The following is a 22333-nucleotide window of genomic DNA, read 5'->3' on the forward strand; positions in this document are numbered from 1 at the left end:
CCCCATGCCGGACATTTCGACACTCGCCATATTCTGCGCGCTCACACTCGGGTTGCTGGTGGTTCCCGGACCCGCGGTCCTCTACATCGTCACCCGGAGCGTCTCCCAGGGTCGCGGCGCCGGCCTGATCTCCGTGCTCGGCGTCCACACCGGCTCGGTCGTCCACGTGGCGGCCGCGGCGCTGGGCATCAGCGCGCTGCTGGCGGCCTCGGCCACGGCGTTCACCGTGGTCAAGTACGTGGGCGTGGCCTACCTGGTCTGGCTCGGCGTACGCAAGCTGATGCGCCGGGGCGACGGCGACGAGCCGATCGAGGTGAAGGCGCAGTCGAGGCGGCGGCTGTTCTGGGAGGGGTTCGTGGTGAATGTGCTCAACCCCAAGACCGCCGTCTTCTTCGTGGCGTTCCTGCCGCAGTTCACCAACCCGGAGGCGGGGCCGGTCGGGCCGCAGATCCTGCTGCTCGGGCTGTTGTGGATCGTCCTGGGCATGGCGTCGGACGGGACGTACGCGATGCTCGCCTCGGCCCTGGCGGGACGGGTACGCGGGTCGGCCCGCGTACGCCGGCGGCTGGATGTGGGCAGCGGGGTCGTCTACCTCGGGCTGGCGGCCTGGCTCACCACCGAGAAGGCCTGACAAGCCAGGAAATTTCCGGGCCATAGTGCGATAGTGAGATGAGATCAGACGCTGATCAGGGGGACGGCACGTCGGGACGTAGCTAAGAGGCGGACCTCATGGACACGCCACCGCACCGCCTCGGGCTCGAACGGGTCGTCGAGGTCTTTTCCGGTCACGCCGACCTGGTCGGCCTGACCGGTTCCGGATATGTGGTCGGTGCCGATCTGGTGCTGACCTCCGGGCACGTGGCACGCCCTGGCGCGCCCTGCCACGTACGCGGGCCGGGGCCGGATCGATGGGTGGCGGCCGAGCCGGTGTGGCGGGGGCGCGGCGGCGCGAACGCGGTGCTGCTCCGGGTGACCGAGCCGGTATGGGCGGACCTGCCGGGCATCGAGCGCACCCGATTCGCCCGGCCGGCGACCGGCGGAGGCCGCCGCCTGCGCTGGCTGGCCTGGGGCTTCCCGCAGACGGGGCAGCGAGAAGGGGCGCGGAGCCCAGAGACACTGGCCGGCCTGGTGGACGCACCCACGGGCGCGGTGTCGAAGACCCTGACGGTCAGCGTGCTGAGCCCCGAACTCGAGTCGATGCCGGACTCGCTCTGGCACGGCATGTCGGGCGCCGCCCTGCTCGCCGAACCCGCCGGCCAGCTCATCGGCGTGATCGCCACCAGCCCCTCCGGGCACGCCCAACGCCACCTCGACGCCATCCCCGTGACCGCCCTGCTGGCCGACGAACGCTTCCGCGAGCTGGCGGCGGTCGCCCCCGGCCCGCCCGAAACCGTCGCGGAAGGCGACCTCTCGGCGCCCCTGCCCACCCTCCTGCAACCGGCCCGCGTGCGCCTGCCCCAGGACTGCCCGGACTGGACGCTGCTGATGGCACGCCACGCGGTGGTGCCGTTCCTGGGCCGGACCGAGGAGCTGGCGGAGCTGCGCGTGTGGGCCGCCGACCCGGCCCCGCTGTCGATCGCGGTCCTCACGGGACGCGGCGGGACGGGGAAGACGCGGCTGGCCGGCGAGCTGTGCGTGGAGCTGGCGGAGGCGGGCTGGGACACGGGCTTCCTCCCCCTCGACGCCTTACCCGGCCTGCCGGCCGGCCCGCTGAGCGCCGTGTCGCTCGACGCGCTGCGACCCACCCTGATCGTCATCGACCGTCCCGAGCCGTCCGTCCCCCTCGTCGGCGAGCTCATCCGCAGGCTGGCCGAGCACGGGCACAACCCCCGCGTACGCCTCCTGCTGGCGGCCAGAGAGCCCGGCGAGCCGGACTGGTGGCGGCGGCTGGACACGGCGGCGGGCGGCCGGCTCAGACGGCTCAACAGCACGACGGTGCACCTCAACGCCCACCCGCTCACGCTCACCGAGCGGACCGAGCACGCGTCGGCGGCCATGAAGGCGTTCGCGCCGAGCCGCGCCGCCCTCCCCTCCCCGCCCCGGCTCGACGACCCGGAGTACGGCCTCCCGCTCCGCGTCCACCTCGCCGCCCTGCTGCGGCTGTGCGACGCGGACGGCGACGCGAGCGGGCGGGTGGAAAGGGGCGACGGCCTGCTCGGCCGGTTCCTGGCGCGCGAACGCGATCAGTGGGCCCGCGTCTGGCCGGACACGGGGGAACGGCTCGACGACGTGACCGCTCGGCAGGCCGTGGCGGTCCTCACGCTCACCGCCCCCTCCCCGGCCGAACTCCCCGGCCTGTTGACGGCCGTCCCCGGCCTCCGCAGCACACCTCACCTCCGGAACGCGGCCGACTGGCTGGGCCGCGTCTTCCCGGGCCGGCGTGACCCTGCGGGCGCACCAGGCACCCCCGATGACGGACGGCTGAGCCCGCTGGGGCCGGACCTCCTGGTCGAGGAGTTCCTGGCCGGGACGGAGAGCCTGGACGCGCTCGTACTCGCCGTCCACGACCAGGAGGGCCGCACGGTCGGGCATCTCGTGCGCATGCTCGACGTCCTCCGGCTGTCGGCGGGCCGGGAACGGGTCAGGGCGGCGCTGTGGTCGCTGGTCATCAGCCGGATCGGAACGCTGGTCGCGGAGGCCGTGACCAACCCCGCGAGCCGGCTCGGCGACGTGCTCGACGCCGCTCTGGGCCTGTTCGCCACCGACCGGCAGCTCGCCGAGGCCGTGGCCGCTCTGCCGGCGGTGCGGGTGGAGGAGGCCGGGCTGGGGTCGCGGGCACTTGCCGTGACGCTCGCCGAGCTGGCTGTCCGGCATCGGCGGGCTCAGGGTGGTACGCGGGTCGCGCTGGCAGGGGCGCTGGCACGGTTGTCGGACGGCCTGGCCGCCGTGGGCAGGGTGGGCGAGGCGGTGGTCGCGGCGGCGGAGGCCGTGGAGGCGTACGCCGGCGCTCCTCCGTACGAGGAGGCGGCCGGGCGGGCGGAGGCGCTGTTCGGCCTGGGGGCATGCCTGCTGCTGGGCGGTGAGGCGGGGGGCGCGCTCAAGCCCGCGCAGGAGGCGGCGGCCCGGTTCCGCATCCTGGCCGAGGACGATCTCCGGTATTCGGAGCAGTCCGCGCGGGCGCATTACAACGTCGCCTGCGCGCTCCTGGGGACGGGACGGCTGGAGGAGGCCGTGGCGGCGTTCTCGGCGGCCGGGGGTGACGCCGGTTTCGCGGCGAACGTGACGGGTGTCCTGTCCGTACGGCCCGAGACGGCCGCTGACCGGCACCCGGACGCTGAGGCGGCCACGGTCCCGCTGCCGCGCCCGGACACGTCCGGCGACCGCCTGCCGCCGCCGGGTTCCGGGGCCGATCCACCGGCCAACCGGCTCATGCCCGTCGGGCAGCCGCCGAAGGCGTCCCTCGGCAAGGCCCGCCCGCAGGCGCCTTCCAGCGGGTCCGGCGCGTGGTCGCCCGTGGGCGAGACCGGCGCGCAGGCGTTCGCCGGTGGGGCGGGCTCGGTGTTCGAGCCGTGGCGGCCGCCGCCGGGCCGTGCCGCCGCAGCGGGTTCCGTTCAGGCGTCCGAGCGAGGTGTGACGGCGGTCTTCGGCGAGGTGCCGGAGCCGCTCGCCGTACAGGTGCCGGAGCCGCTGACGCCGTTCGAGGGGATCGCGGCCGGCGCGGCGTTGCCCGAGCTGGCCGCCTGCCTGGCCGTCGCCGCCACGTCCGCCGTCAAGGGCGTCGCCCCGACCGACAGGGACCTCGCCCACCGCCTGCACCTGCTCGCCGGCTGGCTGGAGACGCACGGCAGGCCGGCCGAAGCCCTCGTCCCGGCCGCCGAGGCCGTCTCCCGGCTGCGGGCGCTGGCGCGGGAGGAGCCCGGCCTGCGGGCCATGCTGGCCTCCGCCGCGGCCGTGCTCTCCAGGCTGCACGCCGGCCTGGAAGACCTGGACGCCGCCGTACGGTCCGCCGCCGAGGCGGTACGGAGCCTGCGGGCCCTCGTCACGCTCGAACCCGACGAGCACCGCCCCGCCCTGGCCGGGCAGCTGCTCGATCTCGGAGAGCTGCTGCTGATCGACGACCGGCCGGAAGAGGCGCTCGGGCCGCTGCAGGAGGCCATGACCGTGGCGGCCGAGCGGCACACGGCGGCACAGGCCGCGGGCAGGCGGCTGCTCGGCCTCTGCCTGGACGAGCTGGGCCGGACCGCCGACGGCCGGGCGCAGCTGGAGATCGCCGCCGAGCTGTACGACGTGCTGGGTGCCGAGGAGGCCCATCGGTCCGAGGTGCGGGCCAGGTTGCGCAGGAGGCTGGAAGCCGGCCCGGCCGCCGGGGAGGAGGCCGCCGACGGGCAGCCGTGGCTGCTGGATCTGGTCATGAGGCGGTCGGAAGCGGCGGGCGGGCACGAGGGGGCCGTCGGGCGGGCTGAGCGGCGGCTGGCGGAGTGCCGGGAGGCCGTCGAGGGAGCCGGTACGCCGGGGATCGAGCAGATTCACGCGTACCTGTCGGCGCAGGCCGTGCTCGCCCGGGCCTGGGCGGATACCGGGCGGGCCGGGGAAGGGTTCGCGCTGGCGATGCGGGCGGCCGAGCTGCTCGAGCGGCACGCCGCGCCCGACGGGCCGCACGCGATCGCCGTCGGCATGGTCGCCGCTGCCCTCGGCCGGTCGCTGGTGGTGCTGGGGCGCCACAAGGAGGCCATTCCTCACCTGCTCACCGCCATCGAGTCCTACGAGCCGCACGCCCAGACGAGCGCCGAGTTCCGTACCGAGCTGGCCGAGCTGATGATCCTCGAGACGGTCGCCCTGTCCCGCGCCGCCTGCCCGTCCGACGCGGAGGCGGCGGCCGACCGGCTGGTCGAGCTGTACGCGAAGCTCGTGGCGGAGGGCCTCGAACGTCCCGTCGCCCTGGCCGGGGCGCTGCGCCTGCAGGGCGGCATCCGGTTCACCCGGCAGGACCCCGAAGGCGCGCTGCAGTCCGTCACCCGCGCGCTCGACTTCACCCCTTCGCCGCCCGGCGACGGGGACCGGCTGGTCACCGCCACCTGCCTGGAGCTCGGTGGGCTGTGCCTGGCCGAGCTGCACGAGAGCGAGGCGGCCCGGACGCGGCTGGCCGCGGGCACCTCGGCGATGGCGCGGCTCGGGCAGCCTGTCCCCCACGATCTGGTCGGCGTGCATCTGCTGGCGCTGGTCCGGCTGGCCAGGTTGCGGGTGGAGGAGGAGGGCCCGGCCGCCGGAACCGGTCTGTACGCGCAGATCCTGGAGCTGCGGCCGCTTCCCGGGACGGATGTGCTCGATGCCCTCGTCGAGGAGCTCGCCGGCGCGGTGGAGGGAGCGGCGGCCGAGCTGGTGGGGCCGCTCACGGCGTTCACGAAGGAGCTGGAGCGGGAGGTGCCGCAGACGGGCGCGCCGGAGACGCACGACCGGTACGGCCGGTATCTGGCCGCGTTCAGCGCCGCGGCGGCGGAGGCGGGTGACACCGCGAGCGCCGTGGCGGGTGCGGAGCTGGCCGTGCGCGTCTACCGGGGGCTCGCCGCCGTCTCCGGGGTCTATCGGGAGCACCTCGGATCCGCCCTGGCCCGGCTGTCCGCGCTGGGTTCCCGGGATGCCGAGGGCGGGCCGGGCGGGGGGCTCGCCGTCGTCGAGCAGGCCATCGTGCTGCTCGGCGAGCGCGAGGACCGTACGCTGGCCGAGGCACTGAACCGGTACGCCGCCGAGCTGCTCGCCCAGGGCCGCCCCGTCGAGGCGCTGGCCCACTGCGAGCGGGCCGCCGATCTCTGTGACGAGCTGGACGACCCGGCCGTCGCCGCCGTCACCTACGCCCAGCTCGGCTCCACCCTGGCCGCGCTGGACCGCTCGCAGGCCGCACTGGAGGCGATCGCCTGGTCGCTGGCCGAGCTGGACCGGGCCGAGGAGGCGGGGCGGGAGCTGCCGCGGGTGCGGGCGCGGGCGGTTCAGGTGCGGGGGCGGGTGCTGCGGGCGTTCGGCCGGGGGCAGGAGGCGATGGCGCACCTGGTGGAGGCCCTGCGGCTGTTCGGCGGGCTGGCGGAGCCTCTTGCCGCCGCCGAGACCGCCGCGCTGATCGCCGACGATCTCCTGGCCGACGGGCGCCCGCAGGAGGCCGCCGAGTACGCACGGATCGCCACGACCGGCCACGAACCGGGCACCGTGAAGCACGCCCTGGCCACCCAGCGGCTGGCCAGGTGTCACATGATGCTCGGCGAGCTCGACGAGGCCAACGCGCTCGTGGAGGGCCTGATCCCGCTGGCCCGGCGGGCACCGGACGATCTGACCTACCGGGCGATCCTGGCCGACTCCCTGGCGCAGAGCTCGGAGCTGCTCCCCCTGCTGCGGCTGGACGGCGGCGCGGAGGCCGAGGCCAGGGCGCGCGAGGCCATCGCGATCTACGACGAGTTGCTGACCGCGGGCATGAACGCGCACGTCCTGCACACCAGCCGCGCCGGCGCCTGCCTCACCCTGGCCTCCGCGCTCAGGATGCGGGAGCTGGCGGCCGAGGCGATCCAGCCGCTGCGGGAGGCGGTGGCGGCGCTGGAGCGGTTCTCGCCGGACAATCCGCTGCAGTCGGGGCTGCTGTCCCAGGCGATGCTCATGCTGGGGGACGCGCTGATGGAGGCGGGGCGGGCGCTGGAGGCCGGGCTCGTCTTCCACCGGAGCACCCAGGTGACGCGGGACGCGCTGGCCAGGGCCGTGGCGCACGCCCGGCTGGGCTTCTGCCAGTGGGAGCTGGGCCGGGACGACGCCGCGGAGGCCGCCCTGCGGGTCGCCGCGGACCTGCTGCGCGAGCTGCCCGCGGCCGAGGGCGGGCAGGGGCTGCTCCGGGACGTGCTGATCGGGCGGCTGAAGCTGCTGGAGACGGCCGGGGGCAGGGGTGAGGAGGTGCGGGCGGTCGAGGCCGAGCTGCGCCGGCTGAGCTCCCAGCGCCGCCCGACCTGACCAAGATCGGCTGCCTCAGTCCGTGGTGGTGTTCTCGACCGTCTCGCGGGCCCACCGGTAGTCGGCCTTGCCGGCCGGCGAGCGCACCATCTCCGTCACGAACGCGTACGTACGAGGCACCTTGTACCCGGACAGGAGCCGCCGGCAGTGCCCGTCCAGCTCGTCGGCCGTGACCTCGATGCCGGGCCGCGGCTCGATCACGGCGGCCACCCGGTTGCCCCACCGCTCGTCCGGCACCCCGGTCACCACCGCGTCGAACACCGCGGGATGCCCCTTGAGCACCGCCTCGACCTCCTCGGGGAACACCTTCTCCCCGCCGGTGTTGATGCACTGCGAGCCCCGGCCGAACACGTTCACGGTGCCATCGGTGTCCACCGTGGCCAGGTCACCGGTCAGCAGCCACCGGGTGCCCACCTCGTCGGTGACGAACGTGCGAACCGTCTTGTCCGGGTCGTTGTAGTAGCCGAACGCCACCCGCCCCGACCGCGCCACCGTCCCCATCTGCCCGGAGCCGGGTTCGACCGGGCGGTTCCGCTCGTCGAGCACGGCCAGCTTGACCACGGAGTTCGGCTGGTAGCGCAGTCCCGTCTCGGGCGAGGAGCCGGCCACGCCGGAGGCCGTGTAGCCGGACTCGGTGGAGCCGAAACTGTCCAGGATCATGACGTTCGGGAGCAGCTCCTGGAGGCGGTCGCGGACCGCGCCGGACAGGATGGCCCCGGTCGAGCTGATCACGAACAGCGAGGAGACGTCGTACGAGCCCTTCTCCAGCGCCTCGGCCAGGGGTCTGGCCATGGCGTCGCCGGTGATGTTCAGGGTGGCGACGCGCTCCCGCTCGATCGCCCGCCAGACCTCCGCGGCCTCGAACTTGCGCACGTACACGATGGTCGAGCCCATGCACCAGCAGATGAACGTGGCCATCTGCGCGGCCCCGTGCATGAGCGGCGGCGCGGCCATCATGACCATGGGGGTGGCCTTGATCGCCTCGTCGATGACCTCCTGCGGGGTGGCGCGCGGCTCGCCGTACGGGTTGCCGCCGCCGAAGCCCATGAACAGGTCCTCGACGTGCCACATCGCGCCCTTGGGCATGCCGGTGGTGCCGCCGGTGTAGATGATGTACACGTCCTGGCCCGAGCGCGGCGGGAAGCCCCGCTCCGGCTTGCCGTGTTCCAGGGCCGTCGCGTACGGCACCGCCGAGCCGAGCGACGGTTGCCCGCCCACCGCGATCAGGTGCTCCAGCAGCGGCGCGTCCCCGGCCACGGCGGCCACCCTGGGCTCGAACTCCACGTCGTAGAGCAGTGCCCGGAGGTCGGCGTCCCGGTAGAGGTAGAGCAGCTCGGCCTCGACGTACCGGTAGTTGACGTTGATCGGCACGGCCCTGATCTTGAGGGCGGCCAGCAGGCCGGCGACGTACTCGATGCCGTTGTAGAGGTGCAGGCCGACGTGCTGGCCCGGCTGGACGCCGAGGTCCATGAGGTAGTGGGCGAGCCGGTTCGACTCGGCCTCCAGCTCGGCGTAGGTGCGCCTTTCCTGGCCGCAGACGACGGCCGTCCTGTCCCCGATCGTGTCCGCGAGCCCTTCGTACAGGTCAGCGTGGTTGAACTCCATCAGGGTCTCTCCCGTCCGAGGATCCACATCGCGAAGAACTGGGCTCCCCCGCCATAGGCGTGGCCGAGCGCCGTACGGGCGCCGTCCACCTGGTGCTCGCCGGCCATCCCGCGCACCTGCAGCGCGGCCTCGGCGAACCTGATCAGCCCCGACGCCCCGATCGGATTGCTCGACAGCACCCCGCCCGAGGCGTTCCAGGGGGTGTCACCGTCGAGTGCCGTGGCGCCCGACTCGGTGAGCTTCCATCCCTCCCCTTCCGCCGCGAACCCCAGGTTCTCCAGCCACATCGGCTCGTACCAGGAGAACGGGACGTACACCTCGGCCACGTCGATCTGCCGCCGCGGGTCGGTGATGCCGGCCTGCTGGTAGACGTCGGCGGCGCAGTCCTTGCCGGCCTGCGGGCTGACCGTGTCGCGGGCGGCACGGAAGATCGGCTCCGAGCGCATGGCCGTCCCGTGCACCCAGGCCGGGGTGCCGGTGACCGCCGACTCCGACGACAGCACCAGCGCGCAGGCGCCGTCGCTGGACGGGCAGGTCTCCAGGTAGCGGATCGGCTCCCAGAGCATGGGCGTGGACTCGACCATCTTCTGGTCGATGCCGGGGATCTTGAGGTGCGCGTACGGGTTCTTCAGCGCGTTCAGCCGGTCCTTGACCGCCACCAGCGTGCCGATGTGGCCGGGGGCGCCGGACCTGCGCATGTACTCGCGGATGTGCGGGGCGAAGTAGCCGCCCGCGCCCACCACCAGCGACGCGTTGAACGGCAGGTGCGTGGACAGCGCCCAGGTGGCGTTGGACTCCGACTGCTTCTCGAACGCGACCACGAGCACCCGCTCGTGCACCCCTCCCTGGATCAGCGAGGCTCCGACCAGGGCGGTGGAGCCGCCCACGCTGCCCGCCGTGTGCACGCGCATCATGGGCTTGCCCGCCGCGCCGAGCGCGTCCGCCAGGTACGCCTCCGGCATCATCACGCCCTCGAACAGGTCCGGCGCCTTGCCGATGACCACGGCGTCGATGTCCTTGAACGTCAGCCCGGCGTCCGCCAGCGCCCGCAGCGCCGCCTCGCGCACCAGCCCGGCGATCGAGACGTCGCGCCGCTTGGTCGTGTAGTGCGTCTGCCCGACGCCGATGACCGCGCACCGGTTGCCCATTGTTCATGCCTCCAGGACGGTGACGAGGTTCTGCTGCAGGCAGGGGCCGCTGGCGGCGTGCGCGACCGTGCGGCTCGCGTCGCCGTCGTGGATGCGCCGCGCGGCCTCGCCGATGCGGATCAGGCCCGTGGCCATGACGGGGTTGGCGGCCAGCGGGCCGCCCGACGGGTTGATCACGGTGTCGCCGCCCAGTTCGAGCGCCTCCCGCAGGACGATCTCCTCGTGCGGGAACTGCGCGTGCAGCTCCGCCACCTCGACGGGCGCCTTGCCGACCCCGGCGGCCCGCGCGGCGTCGGCCGCGGAGACCGACCGGGCCAGGTCGCGCAGGCCCAGGTAGTGCGGCTCGATGCGGTGCGCGATTCCCCTGATGTAGGCGGGATTCGGGCACAGCCGGGCGGCCAGGTCGCCGGTCGCGAGCACGATCGCCGCCGCGCCGTCCGTGATGGGCGGCACGTCCGTCTTCCTGAGCGGTTGTACGGCGAAGTCCTCACCGTCCGGCTCGGGCAGATCGAGCGCGTACGGGTTACTCCTGCCGTCCGCGCGGCTGCGCCGGACGATCTCGTCGAGCTCCCGCCGGTCCGCGCCGACCGCGTTGGCCTGGAGGGCGGCGTAGGAGAGCTGGTCGAGGCCGAGCGGGGCCAGGTAGTACGGGTCGAGCTGGAGCGTCATGATCGTGCGCAGGTCGCCGAGCGACGACTTGCCGAAGCCGTAGACCAGGGCCGAGTCGATGTCGCCGTGCTGGAGGCGCACCCACGCCTCGTACAGCGCCCAGGCTCCGTCCATCTCGACGTGGCTCTCGGAGATCGGCGGCCAGGCGGCCAGCGCGTCGAGCGCCGACACGAACGAGAACGGGGCCCCGGCCAGGTAGTCGCAGCTCCCGGAGCAGGTGAAGCCGAACCGCTTGAGCCCGGTACGCTCCTTGACCTCGTTGATCACGGGCAGGATCAGCTCGGGCTCGGTCAGGCCGGTGTCCTGGCCGGTGTGCCGCGTCTGGGCGAATGCGACGATCGCTACGTCTCTCATCACAGCTCCACGTCCGGCTCGCCGGTGGGGGCGAACCAGCGGATGTTCGTCATGGACGCCGTCCGCTCGCCCTCCGGGACCCAGACGGCCTTGACGCGCATGCCCTGGCGCACCTCGTGTGCGGGTACGTCGCCCATCAGGGCGATCATGGGGACGTCAGCACCGTCGAGCAGGATGTACGCCGACACGAACGGCACCTGCGGAGCCCGTGGATCCGGCAGGTTGTTGATGGCGTACGTGGTGATCGTGCCGGTGTCGGGGAGTTCGAGCGTCTCCGGGATGGCGCTTCCGCATTCGGGGCAGGCCGCCCGGTAGGGCACGTACACCTTGCCGCAGCTCGCGCACCGGCCGCCGAGGAGGACGCCGCGCTCGACGCCCTCCAGGAAGACGCGCAGCGCGCCGCCCGCCTGGAGGCGGTATTCGGCGCGTACGTTGGACACGATCTTCGTGACCTCGGGCGCGAAGTGGGAGATGTCGGTGATGTGGCCGGTGGGCCGGTCGCGCCAGACGGGCCAGACGCGCGTGCCGGCCCCGATCGCCTTGGGGTTCTCGGCCTCCACCGCGTGCAGCAGGGCCGTGTCCGCGCCGTCGAGCTCGATCAACGCCCAGGCGAAGGGGCGGTCGAGCGGGTGGCCTTCGAGCGGCTCGTCCACCCATGCCCACGTTGTGACCGTGCCCGCCGGGCCGACCTCGACGTACTCGCCGGTGACGGGCTCGCCGGTCGCGGGGTCGTACTCGAGGGGCGGGACGAGCACCCGGCCCTCCGCCGTCCGTACCCCGACGATGCGGCGGGCGCGTAACTCGCTCAGGAACCGGCCGACCACCGGTCCCGTCGTACGCGTGTAGCCGCCGGGGAACTCCAGGACGTGCTGAGCGACCAGCGGATCAGATGGCACGGTCGTGTCCCTCCCAGTACGGGGCGCGGAGCTTGCGTTTGAGCAGCTTGCCGTTGGGCTCGCGGGGCATCTCGGCGATGAAGTCGATGCTCTTGGGCCACTTCATCCTGGCCAGCCGCCCCTCCAGCGAGGCCAGCAGCTCGGCGGCCAGCTCGGGCCCCGGTTCGGCGCCCGGCGCGGGCTCGACGACGGCCTTGATCTGCTCGCCCCACTCCTCGTCCGGGATGCCGAACACGGCCACGTCGGCCACCTTCGGGTGGATCATGAGCTCGTTCTCGATCTCGGCCGGGTAGATGTTCGTCCCGCCGGAGATGATCATGTCGGCCTTGCGGTCGCACAGGTAGAGGAAGCCGTCCTCGTCCAGGTATCCGATGTCGCCGACGGTGAAGTAGTCCTTGAGGCGGTTCGCGGCGGTCTTGGCGGGGTCGCCCTTGTACTCGAACGGGACGCCCATCATCTTCATGTAGATCGTCCCGGGGGTTCCGGTGGGCACCGGCTCGCCCTGATCGTCCGCGATGAGCAGCTCGCTGATCGGCCACGCCGAGCCGACCGTGCCGGGGTGGGCCTTCCAGCCCTCGGGCGTGGCGAGGGTGCCGCCGCCCTCGGTGGCCGCGTAGTACTCGTACACGCAGTCGCCCCACCACTCGAGCATGGCCCACTTGACCGGGATCGGACAGGGGGCGGCGGCGTGGATCATCCATTTCAGGGAGGAGAGGTCGTACTTGGAGCGGGTCTGCTCCGGCAGGGCGAGCAGCCGCTTGAAGTGGGTCGGGACGAGGTGCGAGTTGGTGACGCGGTGGCGCTCGCAGAGCGCGAGCATCTCCTCGGCGTCCCACCTGTCCATGTAGACGAGCGTGTGACCCATGTGCAGCGCCGTGCCGCCGAACTGGGTCACCGCCGTGTGGTAGCTCGGCGAGGTCACGAGGTGCGCGTTCGGGCGGCCGGGGGTGATGCCGAACAGCCCGAGCAGGAAGGTCATGAGCTCGGCGGCGTCGTCCGGGTCCAGGCCGCTGAGCTGCCGGCGGACGCCTTTGGGCTTGCCGGTGGTGCCCGAGGTGTAGTGCATGGTCGCACCGGCGGTGCGGTCGGCGGGAGTCGTGTCGGGCTGCCCGTCGAGGAGCTCCGCCAGGGGCCGGAACTCCTCCGCCGTGCCGCCCATGCGGAAGCGGCGCTCGGGCGCGATGGCCTGGGCCCCGCGGGTGCCCTCGGCCAGGAAGCGGGGGTGCACGAAGAAGGCCTTGGCCTCGCTGTCGGAGACGATGTAGGCGATCTCGGGGCCGGTCAGGTGCCAGTTGATCGGCGTGTAGTACCAGCCGGCCTGCAGGGCGGCCAGGTAGAGGACCAGGCCGTCGGCGCCGTTCGGGACCAGGCCGCAGATGCCGTCGCCGGGCTGGAGGCCGAGCTCGCGCAGCCCGTGCACGAGGCGGTTCGAGCGGGCGAGGAGGTCGCCCGCGCGGTATTGCGTGCCGTCCGGGTCCACGGCCGCGATCCACTCGGGATCCGCCTGCGCGAGCCTCCAGAAACCGAGCGTGCCCATCTGATCTCCTCAGCTCAGGGCGAGCAAAACAGGAACCTGTTCTCGTTTGCTGGTGGGAGCGTATCCCGGGAGCGAAGCCCTGAGCAAGCGCTTGATCCACGAGGTATGATCGCTGCCTAACAAGCGCTTGATACAGCGACTTCGGAGGCATCCGTGGAGCTCCTGCCGATCAGCACCCCGCACTGCCGGATCGAACGCGACGGCCACGTCCTGACCGTCACCATGAACCGCCCGGAAGCCCGCAACGCGCTGTCCTCGGACATGCTGATCGGCCTGGCCTCGGCATGGGCGTACGCGTCGGCGGAGCCCGGCGTCCGGGTGGCGATCCTGACGGGCGCGGAGGGCACGTTCTGCTCCGGCGCCGACCTCAAGGCCATGGGCCAGGCGTCGACGGACCCGGAGGTCCAGGCCAGGGCCGCCCAGATGCCCAACTTCCACTGGAAGGGCCTGCTGCGCGAGGACCTGCCCACCAAGCCGATCATCTGCGCGGTGGAGGGCTACGCGGTCGCCGGCGGCACGGAGCTGCTGGTGGGCACGGACCTGCGGGTGGTGGCGGAGTCGGCCACGCTCGGCCTGTTCGAGGCCAAGCGCGCGCTGTTCCCCATGGGCGGCAGCGCCGTACGGCTGCCCCGGCAGATCCCGTACTGCCACGCCATGGACCTGCTCCTCACCGGGCGCGCGATCACGGCGGCGGAGGCCCTGTCGATGGGCCTGGTCAACCGCGTGGTCCCGGACGGCCAGGCGCTGGCGGCGGCCCGCGAACTGGCCGACGACGTGGCCAGTTCGGGCCCGCTGGCGGTGCAGGCGATCCTGCGGACGTACCGGGACACGCTGGGCATGCCGGAGGTGGCGGCGCTGAAGGTGTCGGACGAGCTGGGCTGGCCGGTGATCGGCTCGGAGGACGCCAAGGAGGGCACCCACGCCTTCCGCGAGAAGCGCCCGGCGGCGTACGAGGGCCGCTGACGGGGAACCACTGACACACCGGCCCCGCGCGAGCGGGGCCGGTGCGCCCTTCGAGACGGGGACGTCTCAGTCGCCCGTGAGGCGCTCCAGGCGTTCCAGGGCCTCCGTGTACTCCTCCACCAGCCCGAACACCACGTCCTTGGCCGACTTGACCTGGTTCATCATCCCGATGATCTGGCCGGCGGGGAACGTCGCCAGCTCCGAGGCGTCCGAGCGGCCGATGCGGCGCAGCGCGTCCGACACCAGCATGAACTGCATCGGCATCGGCAGCGTCCCCGGCGACTCCTCCGACTCCCACGCCTCCGTCCACTCGTTCCTGAGCAGCCGCGCGGGCTTGCCGGTCCAGCTGCGCGAGCGGACGGTGTCCCGGGAGGTGGCCTCCAGGATGCGGCGCTTGGCCATCTCCGGCGTGTCCGCCTCCTCGACCGTGAGCCAGATGGAGCCGGTCCAGACGCCCTCGGCGCCCAGCGCCATGCCGGCGGCCATCTGGCGGCCGTTTCCGATCCCGCCGGCGGCCAGCACGGGCACGTCCACGGCGTCCACCACCTGCGGGATCAGCACCATGGTCGAGATCTCACCGGTGTGGCCGCCGGCCTCGGTGCCCTGGGCGACGACGACGTCCACCCCGACCTCCACCTGCTTGAGCGCGTGGCGCGGGGTCGAGGCGAGGGCGGCGACCTTGACGCCGTGCGCGTGGGCGAGGTCCACGACGTCGGCGGGCGGCGGGCCCAGCGCGTTGGCCAGGAGCGCGATCGGGTGGCGCAGCGCGACCTCCACCTGGGGGCGCGCGGTGGCGTCGGTCCAGCCGAGCAGGACCCGCCCGGCGTCCGCGTCCGCCGACAGCGGCGGCACCCCGTGCTTGGCGAGGAGGTCCTCGACGAAGGCCCGGTGGCCGTCGGGGATCATCGACTGCAGGCGGCCGACCAGCTCCTCGGGGGCGAACTCCGCGCCCTCGTACGAGGCCGGCATGACCACGTCGACCCCGTAGGGCCGGCCGTCCACGTGGTCGTCGATCCACTTGAGCTCCATCTCGAGCTCTTCGGGCGTGAAGTAGAGCGCACCGAGCACCCCCATGCCACCGGCCCTGCTGACGGCGGCGACCACGTCCCTGCAGTGGCTGAACGCGAAGATCGGGAGCTCGATTCCGAACATGTCCGTGACACGTGTCCGCATGCCCTGACCATAAGACGCCCGGCCGCCAAACTGCAACGCGTTCTACTCTAGAACCTTTGCTCGGTCAGCCGAATGGAACGAGTTCTATCGCGGCAGCCTGCGCCAGAGGGCCCTGGGCAGCAGCCGCAGCGCGCCGAAGGCGGGCCCGAGCGCGCGCGGCACCCAGACCGAGGAGGCGCCGTCGCGCAACGCGCCCACCGTGGCCAGCGCCACCTGCCGGGGGGTCGAGGACAACGGTGCGGGGACGAGGCCCCTCGTCATCCGCCCGATCACGAAGCCGGGCCGGACGATCAGCACCCGGGCGCCGGTCCCGTGCAGGGAGTCGCCGAGCCCCTGGGCGAACCCGTCGAGCCCGGCCTTGGCGGAGCCGTACACGAAGTTGGCCTTGCGCACCCGCGCGCCCGCCACTGACGACAGCACCACGAGCGTGCCGTGTCCCTGCGCGCGCAGCACCCTCGCGGCGTGCAGCCCCACCGACACGTGGGCGGTGTAGTTGACGGTGACGTCCCGCGCGGCGGCCGCGGGGTCGGCGTCGTAGTCCGCCTGGGCCCCCAGCACCCCGAACGCCGAGATCACCACGTCGAGGTCGCCGACCAGCTCGACCGCCTTGGTCAGGACCGCGCCGTGCGCGTGCACGTCCAGCGCGTCGAACGGCACGACGTGGACCTCCACGCCGAGCGCGGGCGGGACGAAGTCCTCCCGCGCGGCCAGCACCACCCGGCTCGCGCCGAGCCCCACGAGCAGCCGGACGATCTCCATGCCGATCTCGCTGCGCCCGCCGAGCAGCAGCACGGTGTCGACGGCGCCGAGCGCGTTCTTCACAGCCGAAGCCTCCTGGCCAGATCGGAGCGGAACAGGCCGGCGGGATCGGCCTCGTCCCTGATCCGCCGCCACCGCTCCAGCTCGGGATACATCGCCGCCATCATGTCAGCGCGCAGCCGCGAGTCCTTGGCGAGGTAGACCCGCCCCCCGGCCTCGGCCACCCGCCGGTCGAAGCCGCGCAGCAGGCCGCCCAGCCCGCGCTGCCCGGCGGGGATGTCCAGGGCGAGGGTCCAGCCGGGCATGGGGAACGACAGCAGCCCGCCGGAGCCGGGCCCGAACCTCTTGAGCACGGTCAGGAACGACACGGTGCCGTGCGCCGACAGCGACCCGACGATGCCGCGCAGCGTCTCCTCCGCGCCGAAGGGCACCACGAACTGGTACTGGACGAAGCCGCGCGGGCCGTACACGCGGTTCCAGCCCTCGACGGCGTCGAGCGGGTGGAAGAACGGCGCGAGGTCCTGCACGACGGTCCGGCGGCGCGGGGCCCTGCGGTACCAGACCTCGTTGAAGGCGCGCACGCTCAGCCCGTTGAGCAGCCCGCCGGGCACCCACGCGGGCGCCCGCACGAGCGGGCCGGGCGCGAAGCCGGGCTCCCTCTTCTCGGTACGTCCGGCGTGGTCGCCCCTGGTCAGCACGCTGCGCCCCATCCGGCGCCCCCGGGCGAGCAGGTCGATCCAGGCCACCGTGTAGCGGTAGCGGTCGTCGGTGGCGGCCATGACCGCCAGCGTCTCGTCCAGGTCGCCGGTGCGCTCCACGTCGACCCGCATCCGCGCGCTCTCGACGGGCACGCAGGCGAAGGTCGCCTCGGCGATCACCCCGGTCAGTCCCATGCCGCCGACGGTGGCGTGGAAGAGCGGCTGGCCGGGGCGCAGGACGCGGGCCGTCCCGCCGGCGGTCACCAGGGTGAGCGAGCGGACGTGGGCGCCGAAGGAGGAGTCGCGGTGGTGGTTCTTGCCGTGCACGTCGGCCGCGACGGCGCCGCCGACGGTGACGTACCGGGTGCCGGGGCTGACGGGGAGGAACCAGCCGCGAGGGACGAGCTCGGTCATGAGCTCGTGCAGGCTCACGCCGCCCGAGGCGGTGACCAGGCCGGTGGCCTCGTCGAAGGTCCAGGTGTCCAGGCCGGTGCAGTCGAGGACGAGGCCACCGGCGTTCTGGGCGGCGTCGCCGTACGACCTGCCCAGGCCGCGCGCCACCAGGCCGCGCCGGGGAGCGTCCTCGACCGCCTCCCGCAGCTCGTCGAGGGTGCGGGGGCGGGCGAGCATGGCCGGGGTGGGCGCCGTACGCCCCCAGCCGGTCAGGAACGTCGTCATGCGTAGATCCCCAGGCCCACCAGCACGACCAGCCCGGCGGTGAAGACCAGAGTCGGCCGGTCGCGGACGGCCAGCTCCTCCGGCTCCTCGCCCTCACCCCGGTTCACCAGCAGGTTGTGCCGGAGCACGAGCAGCAGGAACGGGATGATGCTGAGCCCGTAGAACAGGTCGTCGTGCGCGTTGAGCGCCCACAGGCAGTACGTCACGATCATCGCGCCCGAGCACATGACCCGGACCTGGGTCAGGTAGCCGGGCGGGTAGGCGGCCAGCGTGGCCCGCGTCCCGCTCACGCCCTGCGCCCGCAGCTCCACCTCGCGCTTGCCCGCCACCAGTTGCAGCGCGGCGAGCGAGACGACCATCAGGAACCAGCCGGTCACCGGCACGTCCACCGCCACGGCCCCGGCGTAGGCCCTGATCACGTGGCACCCGGCGACCGCGATGAGGTCCACGACCTCCTGGTGCTTGAGCCACAGCGTGTACGACAGCGTCAGCGCGACGTACCCGGCCACCACGGCGGCCGGCTGCCAGCTCCCGGTGAGCCCGGCGACGCCGGGCGCCAGGACCAGCAGGACGACACCCGTCGTCCGGGCCGCCCGCACGGACACCGCCCCCGACGCGACCGCGCGCCGCCGCTTGCGCGGGTGCAGCCGGTCGGCCTCCACGTCGGAGGCGTCGTTGATCAGGTAGGAGCCGCTGGCGGCCAGGCAGAACGCGGCGAAGACCAGCAGCGCCGCGAGCAGGCTGCGCGGCTCGCCGAGCACCCCGGCGGCCATGGGGGCGGCCAGGACCAGCAGGTTCTTCAGCCACTGGCGTGGCCTGGCCGCCTTGAGGAGGGCCAGCACGGGTGTGGCCGGACGGGACCGCGCGGCCACCCCCTGGCTCATGCGGTCCTGCGCCCGCGCAGGGTCAGCAGGAGGCCCACCACGACCAGCACGAGGCCGACCACGCCCACCACGATCGGCACCGTGGTCCTGATCAGCGTGATCTGGCTCTTGCCGTCCCTGGCGCTGTCCACGAGCTTCTGCACGGTGTCATCGGTCATCTTGGCCGTGGCCACGAACGCCTTGGAGCGCTCGACGCCGTCCTGGCTCTTGAGCACCTCGTTGCGCTGCTGCTCCTGGCGTACGGGCGCGCCCGTGGTGGGCTCGACCCAGTACGTGACGGTGCCGGAGTAGTAGCGGTCGAGCTGCACGTCACCCGAGGTGCCCATGCCGAACCAGGCGGCGGGGGCGTTCAGCGTCTGCGTCTTGGTCTCGGGGACGGCCTGCTCGAACTTGTAGGTGTCGAGGCCGTTCACCTTCTCCTCGCCGACGAACCTGGCCTCGTACGCCTTGCCGGTGCTGGAGTTGAAGACCAGGTAGGTCTTCTTCTCGGCGTCGAACGGGAACTTGTAGATCTGCCCCTGGAGCTGCACCGGAGCCTTGTCGATGTTGACGCCGCAGCAGTTGAGCCCGACGCCGGAGCGCTTGTCGAAGGCGCTGCGCCGCTCGGTGAAGTCGATGCCCGCCTTGCTGTTGGTGACGTCGTTCACGGCGGTGAACTCGTCCCACACGACGCGGTCACCGGCGGCCTCCTTCACGTCACCACGAGTGGTGACGATGATGTCGAGGTCGGCGGTGAGCACTCTGCCGTCGGGGACGCTGAAGTATTGTGCGCCGGCCGCCCGCAGCTTGGTGATCCCGTAGTAGTCGCCCGCGGCGGCGCTGAGCGCGGGTGCCACTTGGAATCTCAGCAGGGGTGCCAGAACAATGAGGAATGCCCCGGCGGCGATCAGGACGCTGCCAACGACGACCCGGTTCATGGACCCTCCATGCTGGGTGACTGTGACTGGAACTAGTTCTACTCGCCGGTAATGTTATTGCGGTGAGTGACCAACGTCACCAGGGATGCGGAAACGTGACCGAAACAGGTTCTACATCGGCGGCCGTGCCGGTCGTGTCGGGCCACCAGACCTCCCTCGACGGGATCAGGGCCGTGGCCGCCTTCGCCGTGCTGCTGTTCCACGTCTCGATGGAGACCGGGACGGCGCTGGAGCCCGGGTTCCTGGGTGGCGTGCTGGCGCGGGGCGAGATCGGCGTGCCGATCTTCTTCACGCTGTCGGGGCTGCTGCTGTACCGCCCGTGGGCGGCGGAGGTGCTGACCGGCGAGCGGACCCCGGACACGCGCCGCTACCTGTGGCGGCGCTTCTTCCGCATCATCCCGGCGTACTGGCTGGTGGTGGCGGTGGCGCTGCTGCTGTGGGGTGAGGCGCACGCGTCGGACCCGTGGACGTGGGCGCAGATGTTGTTCCTGGTGCACACCTACGACACGAACCCGTGGTGGTTCGGGCTCGGGCCGAAGGGGCTCGGCCAGATGTGGAGCCTGGCGGTCGAGCTGAGCTTCTACCTCACGCTCCCGCTGATGGCGGCCGTGCTGCGGTGGTTCGCGCTGCGCGCCGGCCCGGACCTGCGGGCCCGGGCCAGGCGGCTGCTGATCGGGCTGGCGGCCTTCGGCGCCGTGTCGTACGCGTACACGATCGTCGAGTACTTCCCCGAGTTCCGGCCGTGGATGAACGTGTGGCTGCCCCGCTCCTGGACGTTCTTCGTGCCGGGCATGGCGCTGGCCGTCCTGACCGTCTGGGCCAGGGAGGAGGACGGCCGCGTCCGGCGGCTGTGCGCCGCCCTGGCGTCGTCGTGGGGCTCGCTGTGGCTCATCGCCGGGCTGGCGTACCTGATCGCCTCCACGCCGCTGACCGGGCCGCGCCTGGTCGGGCTGGGCAGCATCTGGACCGCCTTCTCCGAGCAGGCCCTCTACACGCTCATCGCCTTCTGCCTGGTCGCGCCCGCCGCTCTGGGGAGCGAGCGGGTGCACACGCTGCTCGGCGGGCGGCTCATGAGCTATCTCGGCCAGATCTCCTACGGCGTCTTCCTGTGGCAGTTCGTGGTCCTCTACCTCTGGTACGACTTCACCGGCCAGCAGCCGTGGACCGGCAACCTGCCGCTCAACCTGGTCGCGGTCAGCGCGCTGACGGTCGGGCTGGCCGGGCTCACCCACCGCTACGTGGAGGAGCCCGCCAGGCGGCTGATCCGGTTCGTGCCTCAAAGGGCCGGCGGGGCCGGTCCCGGCTCCCCGAACGCCACCGCCCTGAGGCAGAACGCCTGACCCTGGCCGCCCGCCGCGGTGATGCGCATCCCCTTGCCGGCCCCGTCGTGCGGGACGTAGTACAGCGCGCCCATGGCACCGGTCGCGGGCAGGGTGGCCGCCCGCTGGACCTCGCCCAGGTCCAGCACGACCTGTACGGGCCGGGGGCTGGTGTAGGCCATGGCCACCACCATGCCGGGCCCACCGTAGGACTCGACCGGGAACGACTTGCCCGCCGGATAGCACTTGGCGCCCTTGACCGCGTCGAAGAACGGGGTCACCCGGCCCACCAGGACGAGCTTGCCGGTGGCGTCGAAGACGTACGGCTCGGCCGTGGGGCGCGGGTTGCGCATGCGCTCCCGGGTCTCGGCGTCGGCCAGCGGCGCCAGCACGTACGAGGTGAGCCGGCGCGGCCCGTTCCAGGGCAGGACGATCTCCGGCGGCACCGGCCGCGCGTAGATGTCGGCGCCCGGCGCCGCCGTGGCCAGCGAGTCACGGGCGTTGTCCAGATAAGTCCGGACCCGGTCTCCGCTGAGCGTGTTGCCGAAGGCGTTGATGGAGACCAGCGACACCGCCACGAAGGCGGCGGTCAGCGCGCCCGCGGCCAGCGACAGCCCGCCCGGCACGGGCCTGCGCACGACGTCCTCCTCCCCCTGCGCCGGCAGCCACGCCAGCGCCAGGCAGAGGGCGAACAGCACCGCGGCGTCGGCCACGTACCTGGTCTCCGCGCCCACGAGGTCCCAGGCCGTGGCCCGCGCGATCACGGTGGGCACCGCGTCGGCCACGACGACGTAGGCCGCCAGGATCGCCCACGCCCGCCAGGCCCGCCTGCGGTACGCGCACGTGACCGCGACCAGCAGCGCGATCACCACCCATGACGCGATCACGGTGGCCGGGGCCGGGTCGGCCAGGCCACCGGTCGTGGTGACCCCGCCCCAGCGCAGCGGGCCGCCGACGGCGCCGGTGGGGAAGGTCTCGCCCAGCAGCCTGCGGACGAGCCCGGGGACCACCTCCGCCTTCGGCCCGGTCAGCGCGTCGGAGCCGGCGGTGTCGCGGCGCAGCAGGTAGAGCACGGCGTAACCGGCCAGCAGCAGGCCCTGCGCCCACCAGCCGGGCCGGCGCAGCTCGGTCAGCACCGCGCGGAGCCAGGGGCCCTTGCCGAGGTAGGCGCTGGTGACCCCGAGGATCACGAAGGGGATGAACACCCCCTTGGTGGAGAAGGCCATGCCGACGGCGGTCCAGATCAGGGCGTGCCAGCGGCCCTTGCCCTCGCGTACGTACCTGATGTGCGCGGCCAGCGCGGCGACCAGGGCGAGCTGCAGCGGGACCGCGTTGAGCGCGGCCGACCACCAGCTCATGGCGGGCACGGTGAGCGGCGAGAAGACGAAGACGGCCAGCGCGGCCAGCACCCCGGCGCGGTCGCCGAACAGCCGCCGCAGCAGCACGAGGAAGACCACCGAGGCCGCCGCCTGGAGCGCGACGGTCACGAAGGAGACCAGCGCCCAGTTGTACGGCGCCACCGACGTGAGCAGCCACACCAGGGCCAGCGCGCCGGGCATGAGGTGCCCCTTGTGCACCCGAGTCAGGTATTCCCAGGTGAGCCCGCTGTCACCGGCGCCGGCCACGAAGAGGAAGTCGTCCTCGACGAAGTACGCCTTGCTGAGGATCCCGGCCCTGAAGACCAGCGACACCAGGATGAGCAGCAGGCCGACACCCATGATCGGCCCGCCGCGCAGGGCGGGCAACGTGATCTGTAAGGGCTCGGAGCGCTTGACGTCTTCAACCATCGCGGTCTCCTTCCGCTGCAGT

The 22333-nt window shown here is 72.9% G+C and carries 15 protein-coding genes; 4 read left to right on the plus strand and 11 right to left on the minus strand.

Going from position 1 to position 22333, the window contains the following annotated elements:
- Positions 1-4 precede the first annotated feature (4 nt).
- Together AB0J69_RS20580 and AB0J69_RS20585 are read left to right on the plus strand one after the other, a co-directional pair.
- Complete coding sequence (locus AB0J69_RS20580) at positions 5-631, plus strand: LysE family translocator (protein WP_364119217.1); 627 nt, start codon at positions 5-7, stop codon at positions 629-631.
- A 98-nt stretch (positions 632-729) separates the two neighbouring features.
- Complete coding sequence (locus AB0J69_RS20585) at positions 730-6924, plus strand: hypothetical protein (protein WP_364119219.1); 6195 nt, start codon at positions 730-732, stop codon at positions 6922-6924.
- A gap of 15 nt (positions 6925-6939) precedes the next feature.
- On the opposite strand, the gene AB0J69_RS20590 is transcribed toward AB0J69_RS20585, so the two are convergent.
- From AB0J69_RS20590 to AB0J69_RS20610, 5 genes are read right to left on the minus strand one after another with little or no spacing between them, the layout of a single operon-like run.
- Positions 6940-8529: an acyl-CoA synthetase gene (locus tag AB0J69_RS20590; RefSeq protein ID WP_364119222.1), complete on the minus strand. Its 1590-nt coding sequence runs from the start codon at positions 8527-8529 to the stop codon at positions 6940-6942.
- Positions 8529-9677, minus strand: a complete 1149-nt coding sequence (locus AB0J69_RS20595; RefSeq protein ID WP_364119225.1) for a thiolase domain-containing protein — start codon at positions 9675-9677, stop codon at positions 8529-8531. Before AB0J69_RS20595 ends, AB0J69_RS20590 begins: the two co-directional genes overlap by 1 nt.
- A gap of 3 nt (positions 9678-9680) precedes the next feature.
- Positions 9681-10700 carry a thiolase domain-containing protein gene (locus AB0J69_RS20600; protein ID WP_364119228.1) on the minus strand — a complete coding sequence of 340 codons (1020 nt, stop codon included), beginning with the start codon at positions 10698-10700 and terminating at the stop codon, positions 9681-9683.
- Positions 10700-11596 (minus strand): OB-fold domain-containing protein, encoded by an 897-nt coding sequence (locus AB0J69_RS20605; protein WP_364119231.1) that lies wholly within the window; start codon positions 11594-11596, stop codon positions 10700-10702. Before AB0J69_RS20605 ends, AB0J69_RS20600 begins: the two co-directional genes overlap by 1 nt.
- Positions 11586-13133, minus strand: coding sequence for an acyl-CoA synthetase (locus tag AB0J69_RS20610; RefSeq protein ID WP_364119233.1), 1548 nt, complete (start codon positions 13131-13133; stop codon positions 11586-11588). The genes AB0J69_RS20605 and AB0J69_RS20610 overlap by 11 nt, the downstream gene beginning before the upstream one ends.
- Positions 13134-13286: 153 nt before the next feature.
- Here AB0J69_RS20610 and AB0J69_RS20615 point away from each other — a divergent pair, with 153 nt between their 5' ends.
- Entirely contained in the window at positions 13287-14096 is an 810-nt protein-coding gene (locus tag AB0J69_RS20615; RefSeq protein ID WP_364119236.1) for a crotonase/enoyl-CoA hydratase family protein, read from the plus strand.
- Between the two features lie 66 nt (positions 14097-14162).
- Here AB0J69_RS20615 and AB0J69_RS20620 read toward each other — a convergent pair whose 3' ends face one another.
- The 5 genes from AB0J69_RS20620 to AB0J69_RS20640 all read right to left on the minus strand — a co-directional run bounded on the left by AB0J69_RS20620 (position 14163) and on the right by AB0J69_RS20640 (position 19205).
- Positions 14163-15269, minus strand: a complete 1107-nt coding sequence (locus AB0J69_RS20620; protein ID WP_364119239.1) for a nitronate monooxygenase family protein — start codon at positions 15267-15269, stop codon at positions 14163-14165.
- Between the two features lie 84 nt (positions 15270-15353).
- A complete protein-coding gene (locus AB0J69_RS20625) occupies positions 15354-16091 on the minus strand; it encodes an SDR family NAD(P)-dependent oxidoreductase (protein ID WP_364119242.1) in 738 nt (245 codons plus the stop codon).
- Complete coding sequence (locus tag AB0J69_RS20630; protein WP_364119244.1) at positions 16088-17404, minus strand: FAD-binding oxidoreductase; 1317 nt, start codon at positions 17402-17404, stop codon at positions 16088-16090. The genes AB0J69_RS20625 and AB0J69_RS20630 overlap by 4 nt, the downstream gene beginning before the upstream one ends.
- The gene (locus tag AB0J69_RS20635; protein WP_364119247.1) at positions 17401-18288 is read right to left on the minus strand and encodes a decaprenyl-phosphate phosphoribosyltransferase; all 888 of its coding nucleotides are present in this window, start codon (positions 18286-18288) and stop codon (positions 17401-17403) included. The genes AB0J69_RS20630 and AB0J69_RS20635 overlap by 4 nt, the downstream gene beginning before the upstream one ends.
- A complete protein-coding gene (locus tag AB0J69_RS20640) occupies positions 18285-19205 on the minus strand; it encodes a DUF3068 domain-containing protein (protein ID WP_364119250.1) in 921 nt (306 codons plus the stop codon). The genes AB0J69_RS20635 and AB0J69_RS20640 overlap by 4 nt, the downstream gene beginning before the upstream one ends.
- 95 nt (positions 19206-19300) lie before the next feature.
- On the opposite strand from AB0J69_RS20640, the gene AB0J69_RS20645 reads away from it, so the two are divergent.
- Positions 19301-20545 carry an acyltransferase gene (locus AB0J69_RS20645; protein ID WP_364119252.1) on the plus strand — a complete coding sequence of 415 codons (1245 nt, stop codon included), beginning with the start codon at positions 19301-19303 and terminating at the stop codon, positions 20543-20545.
- Here AB0J69_RS20645 and AB0J69_RS20650 read toward each other — a convergent pair.
- On the minus strand, positions 20482-22311 hold the full coding sequence (locus tag AB0J69_RS20650; RefSeq protein WP_364119255.1) for a hypothetical protein: 1830 nt from the start codon (positions 22309-22311) through the stop codon (positions 20482-20484). The two genes, AB0J69_RS20645 and AB0J69_RS20650, sit on opposite strands and share 64 nt — an antisense overlap.
- Positions 22312-22333: the final 22 nt, after the last annotated feature.

Origin of the sequence: Nonomuraea sp. NPDC049709, from assembly GCF_040674815.1 — a bacterium.
Lineage (GTDB): Bacteria > Actinomycetota > Actinomycetes > Streptosporangiales > Streptosporangiaceae > Nonomuraea.

What these genes read in the sequence shown, in the direction of transcription:
- AB0J69_RS20620 (WP_364119239.1), bottom strand. Translation starts at nt 15,269, where the DNA reads ATGCGGACACGTGTCACGGACATGTTCGGAATCGAGCTCCCGATCTTC.
- AB0J69_RS20635 (WP_364119247.1), bottom strand. Translation starts at nt 18,288, where the DNA reads ATGAGCCAGGGGGTGGCCGCGCGGTCCCGTCCGGCCACACCCGTGCTG.
- AB0J69_RS20595 (WP_364119225.1), bottom strand. Translation starts at nt 9,677, where the DNA reads ATGGGCAACCGGTGCGCGGTCATCGGCGTCGGGCAGACGCACTACACG.
- AB0J69_RS20650 (WP_364119255.1), bottom strand. Translation starts at nt 22,311, where the DNA reads ATGGTTGAAGACGTCAAGCGCTCCGAGCCCTTACAGATCACGTTGCCC.
- AB0J69_RS20640 (WP_364119250.1), bottom strand. Translation starts at nt 19,205, where the DNA reads ATGAACCGGGTCGTCGTTGGCAGCGTCCTGATCGCCGCCGGGGCATTC.
- AB0J69_RS20585 (WP_364119219.1), top strand. Translation starts at nt 730, where the DNA reads ATGGACACGCCACCGCACCGCCTCGGGCTCGAACGGGTCGTCGAGGTC.
- AB0J69_RS20630 (WP_364119244.1), bottom strand. Translation starts at nt 17,404, where the DNA reads ATGACGACGTTCCTGACCGGCTGGGGGCGTACGGCGCCCACCCCGGCC.
- AB0J69_RS20580 (WP_364119217.1), top strand. Translation starts at nt 5, where the DNA reads ATGCCGGACATTTCGACACTCGCCATATTCTGCGCGCTCACACTCGGG.
- AB0J69_RS20600 (WP_364119228.1), bottom strand. Translation starts at nt 10,700, where the DNA reads ATGAGAGACGTAGCGATCGTCGCATTCGCCCAGACGCGGCACACCGGC.
- AB0J69_RS20610 (WP_364119233.1), bottom strand. Translation starts at nt 13,133, where the DNA reads ATGGGCACGCTCGGTTTCTGGAGGCTCGCGCAGGCGGATCCCGAGTGG.
- AB0J69_RS20590 (WP_364119222.1), bottom strand. Translation starts at nt 8,529, where the DNA reads ATGGAGTTCAACCACGCTGACCTGTACGAAGGGCTCGCGGACACGATC.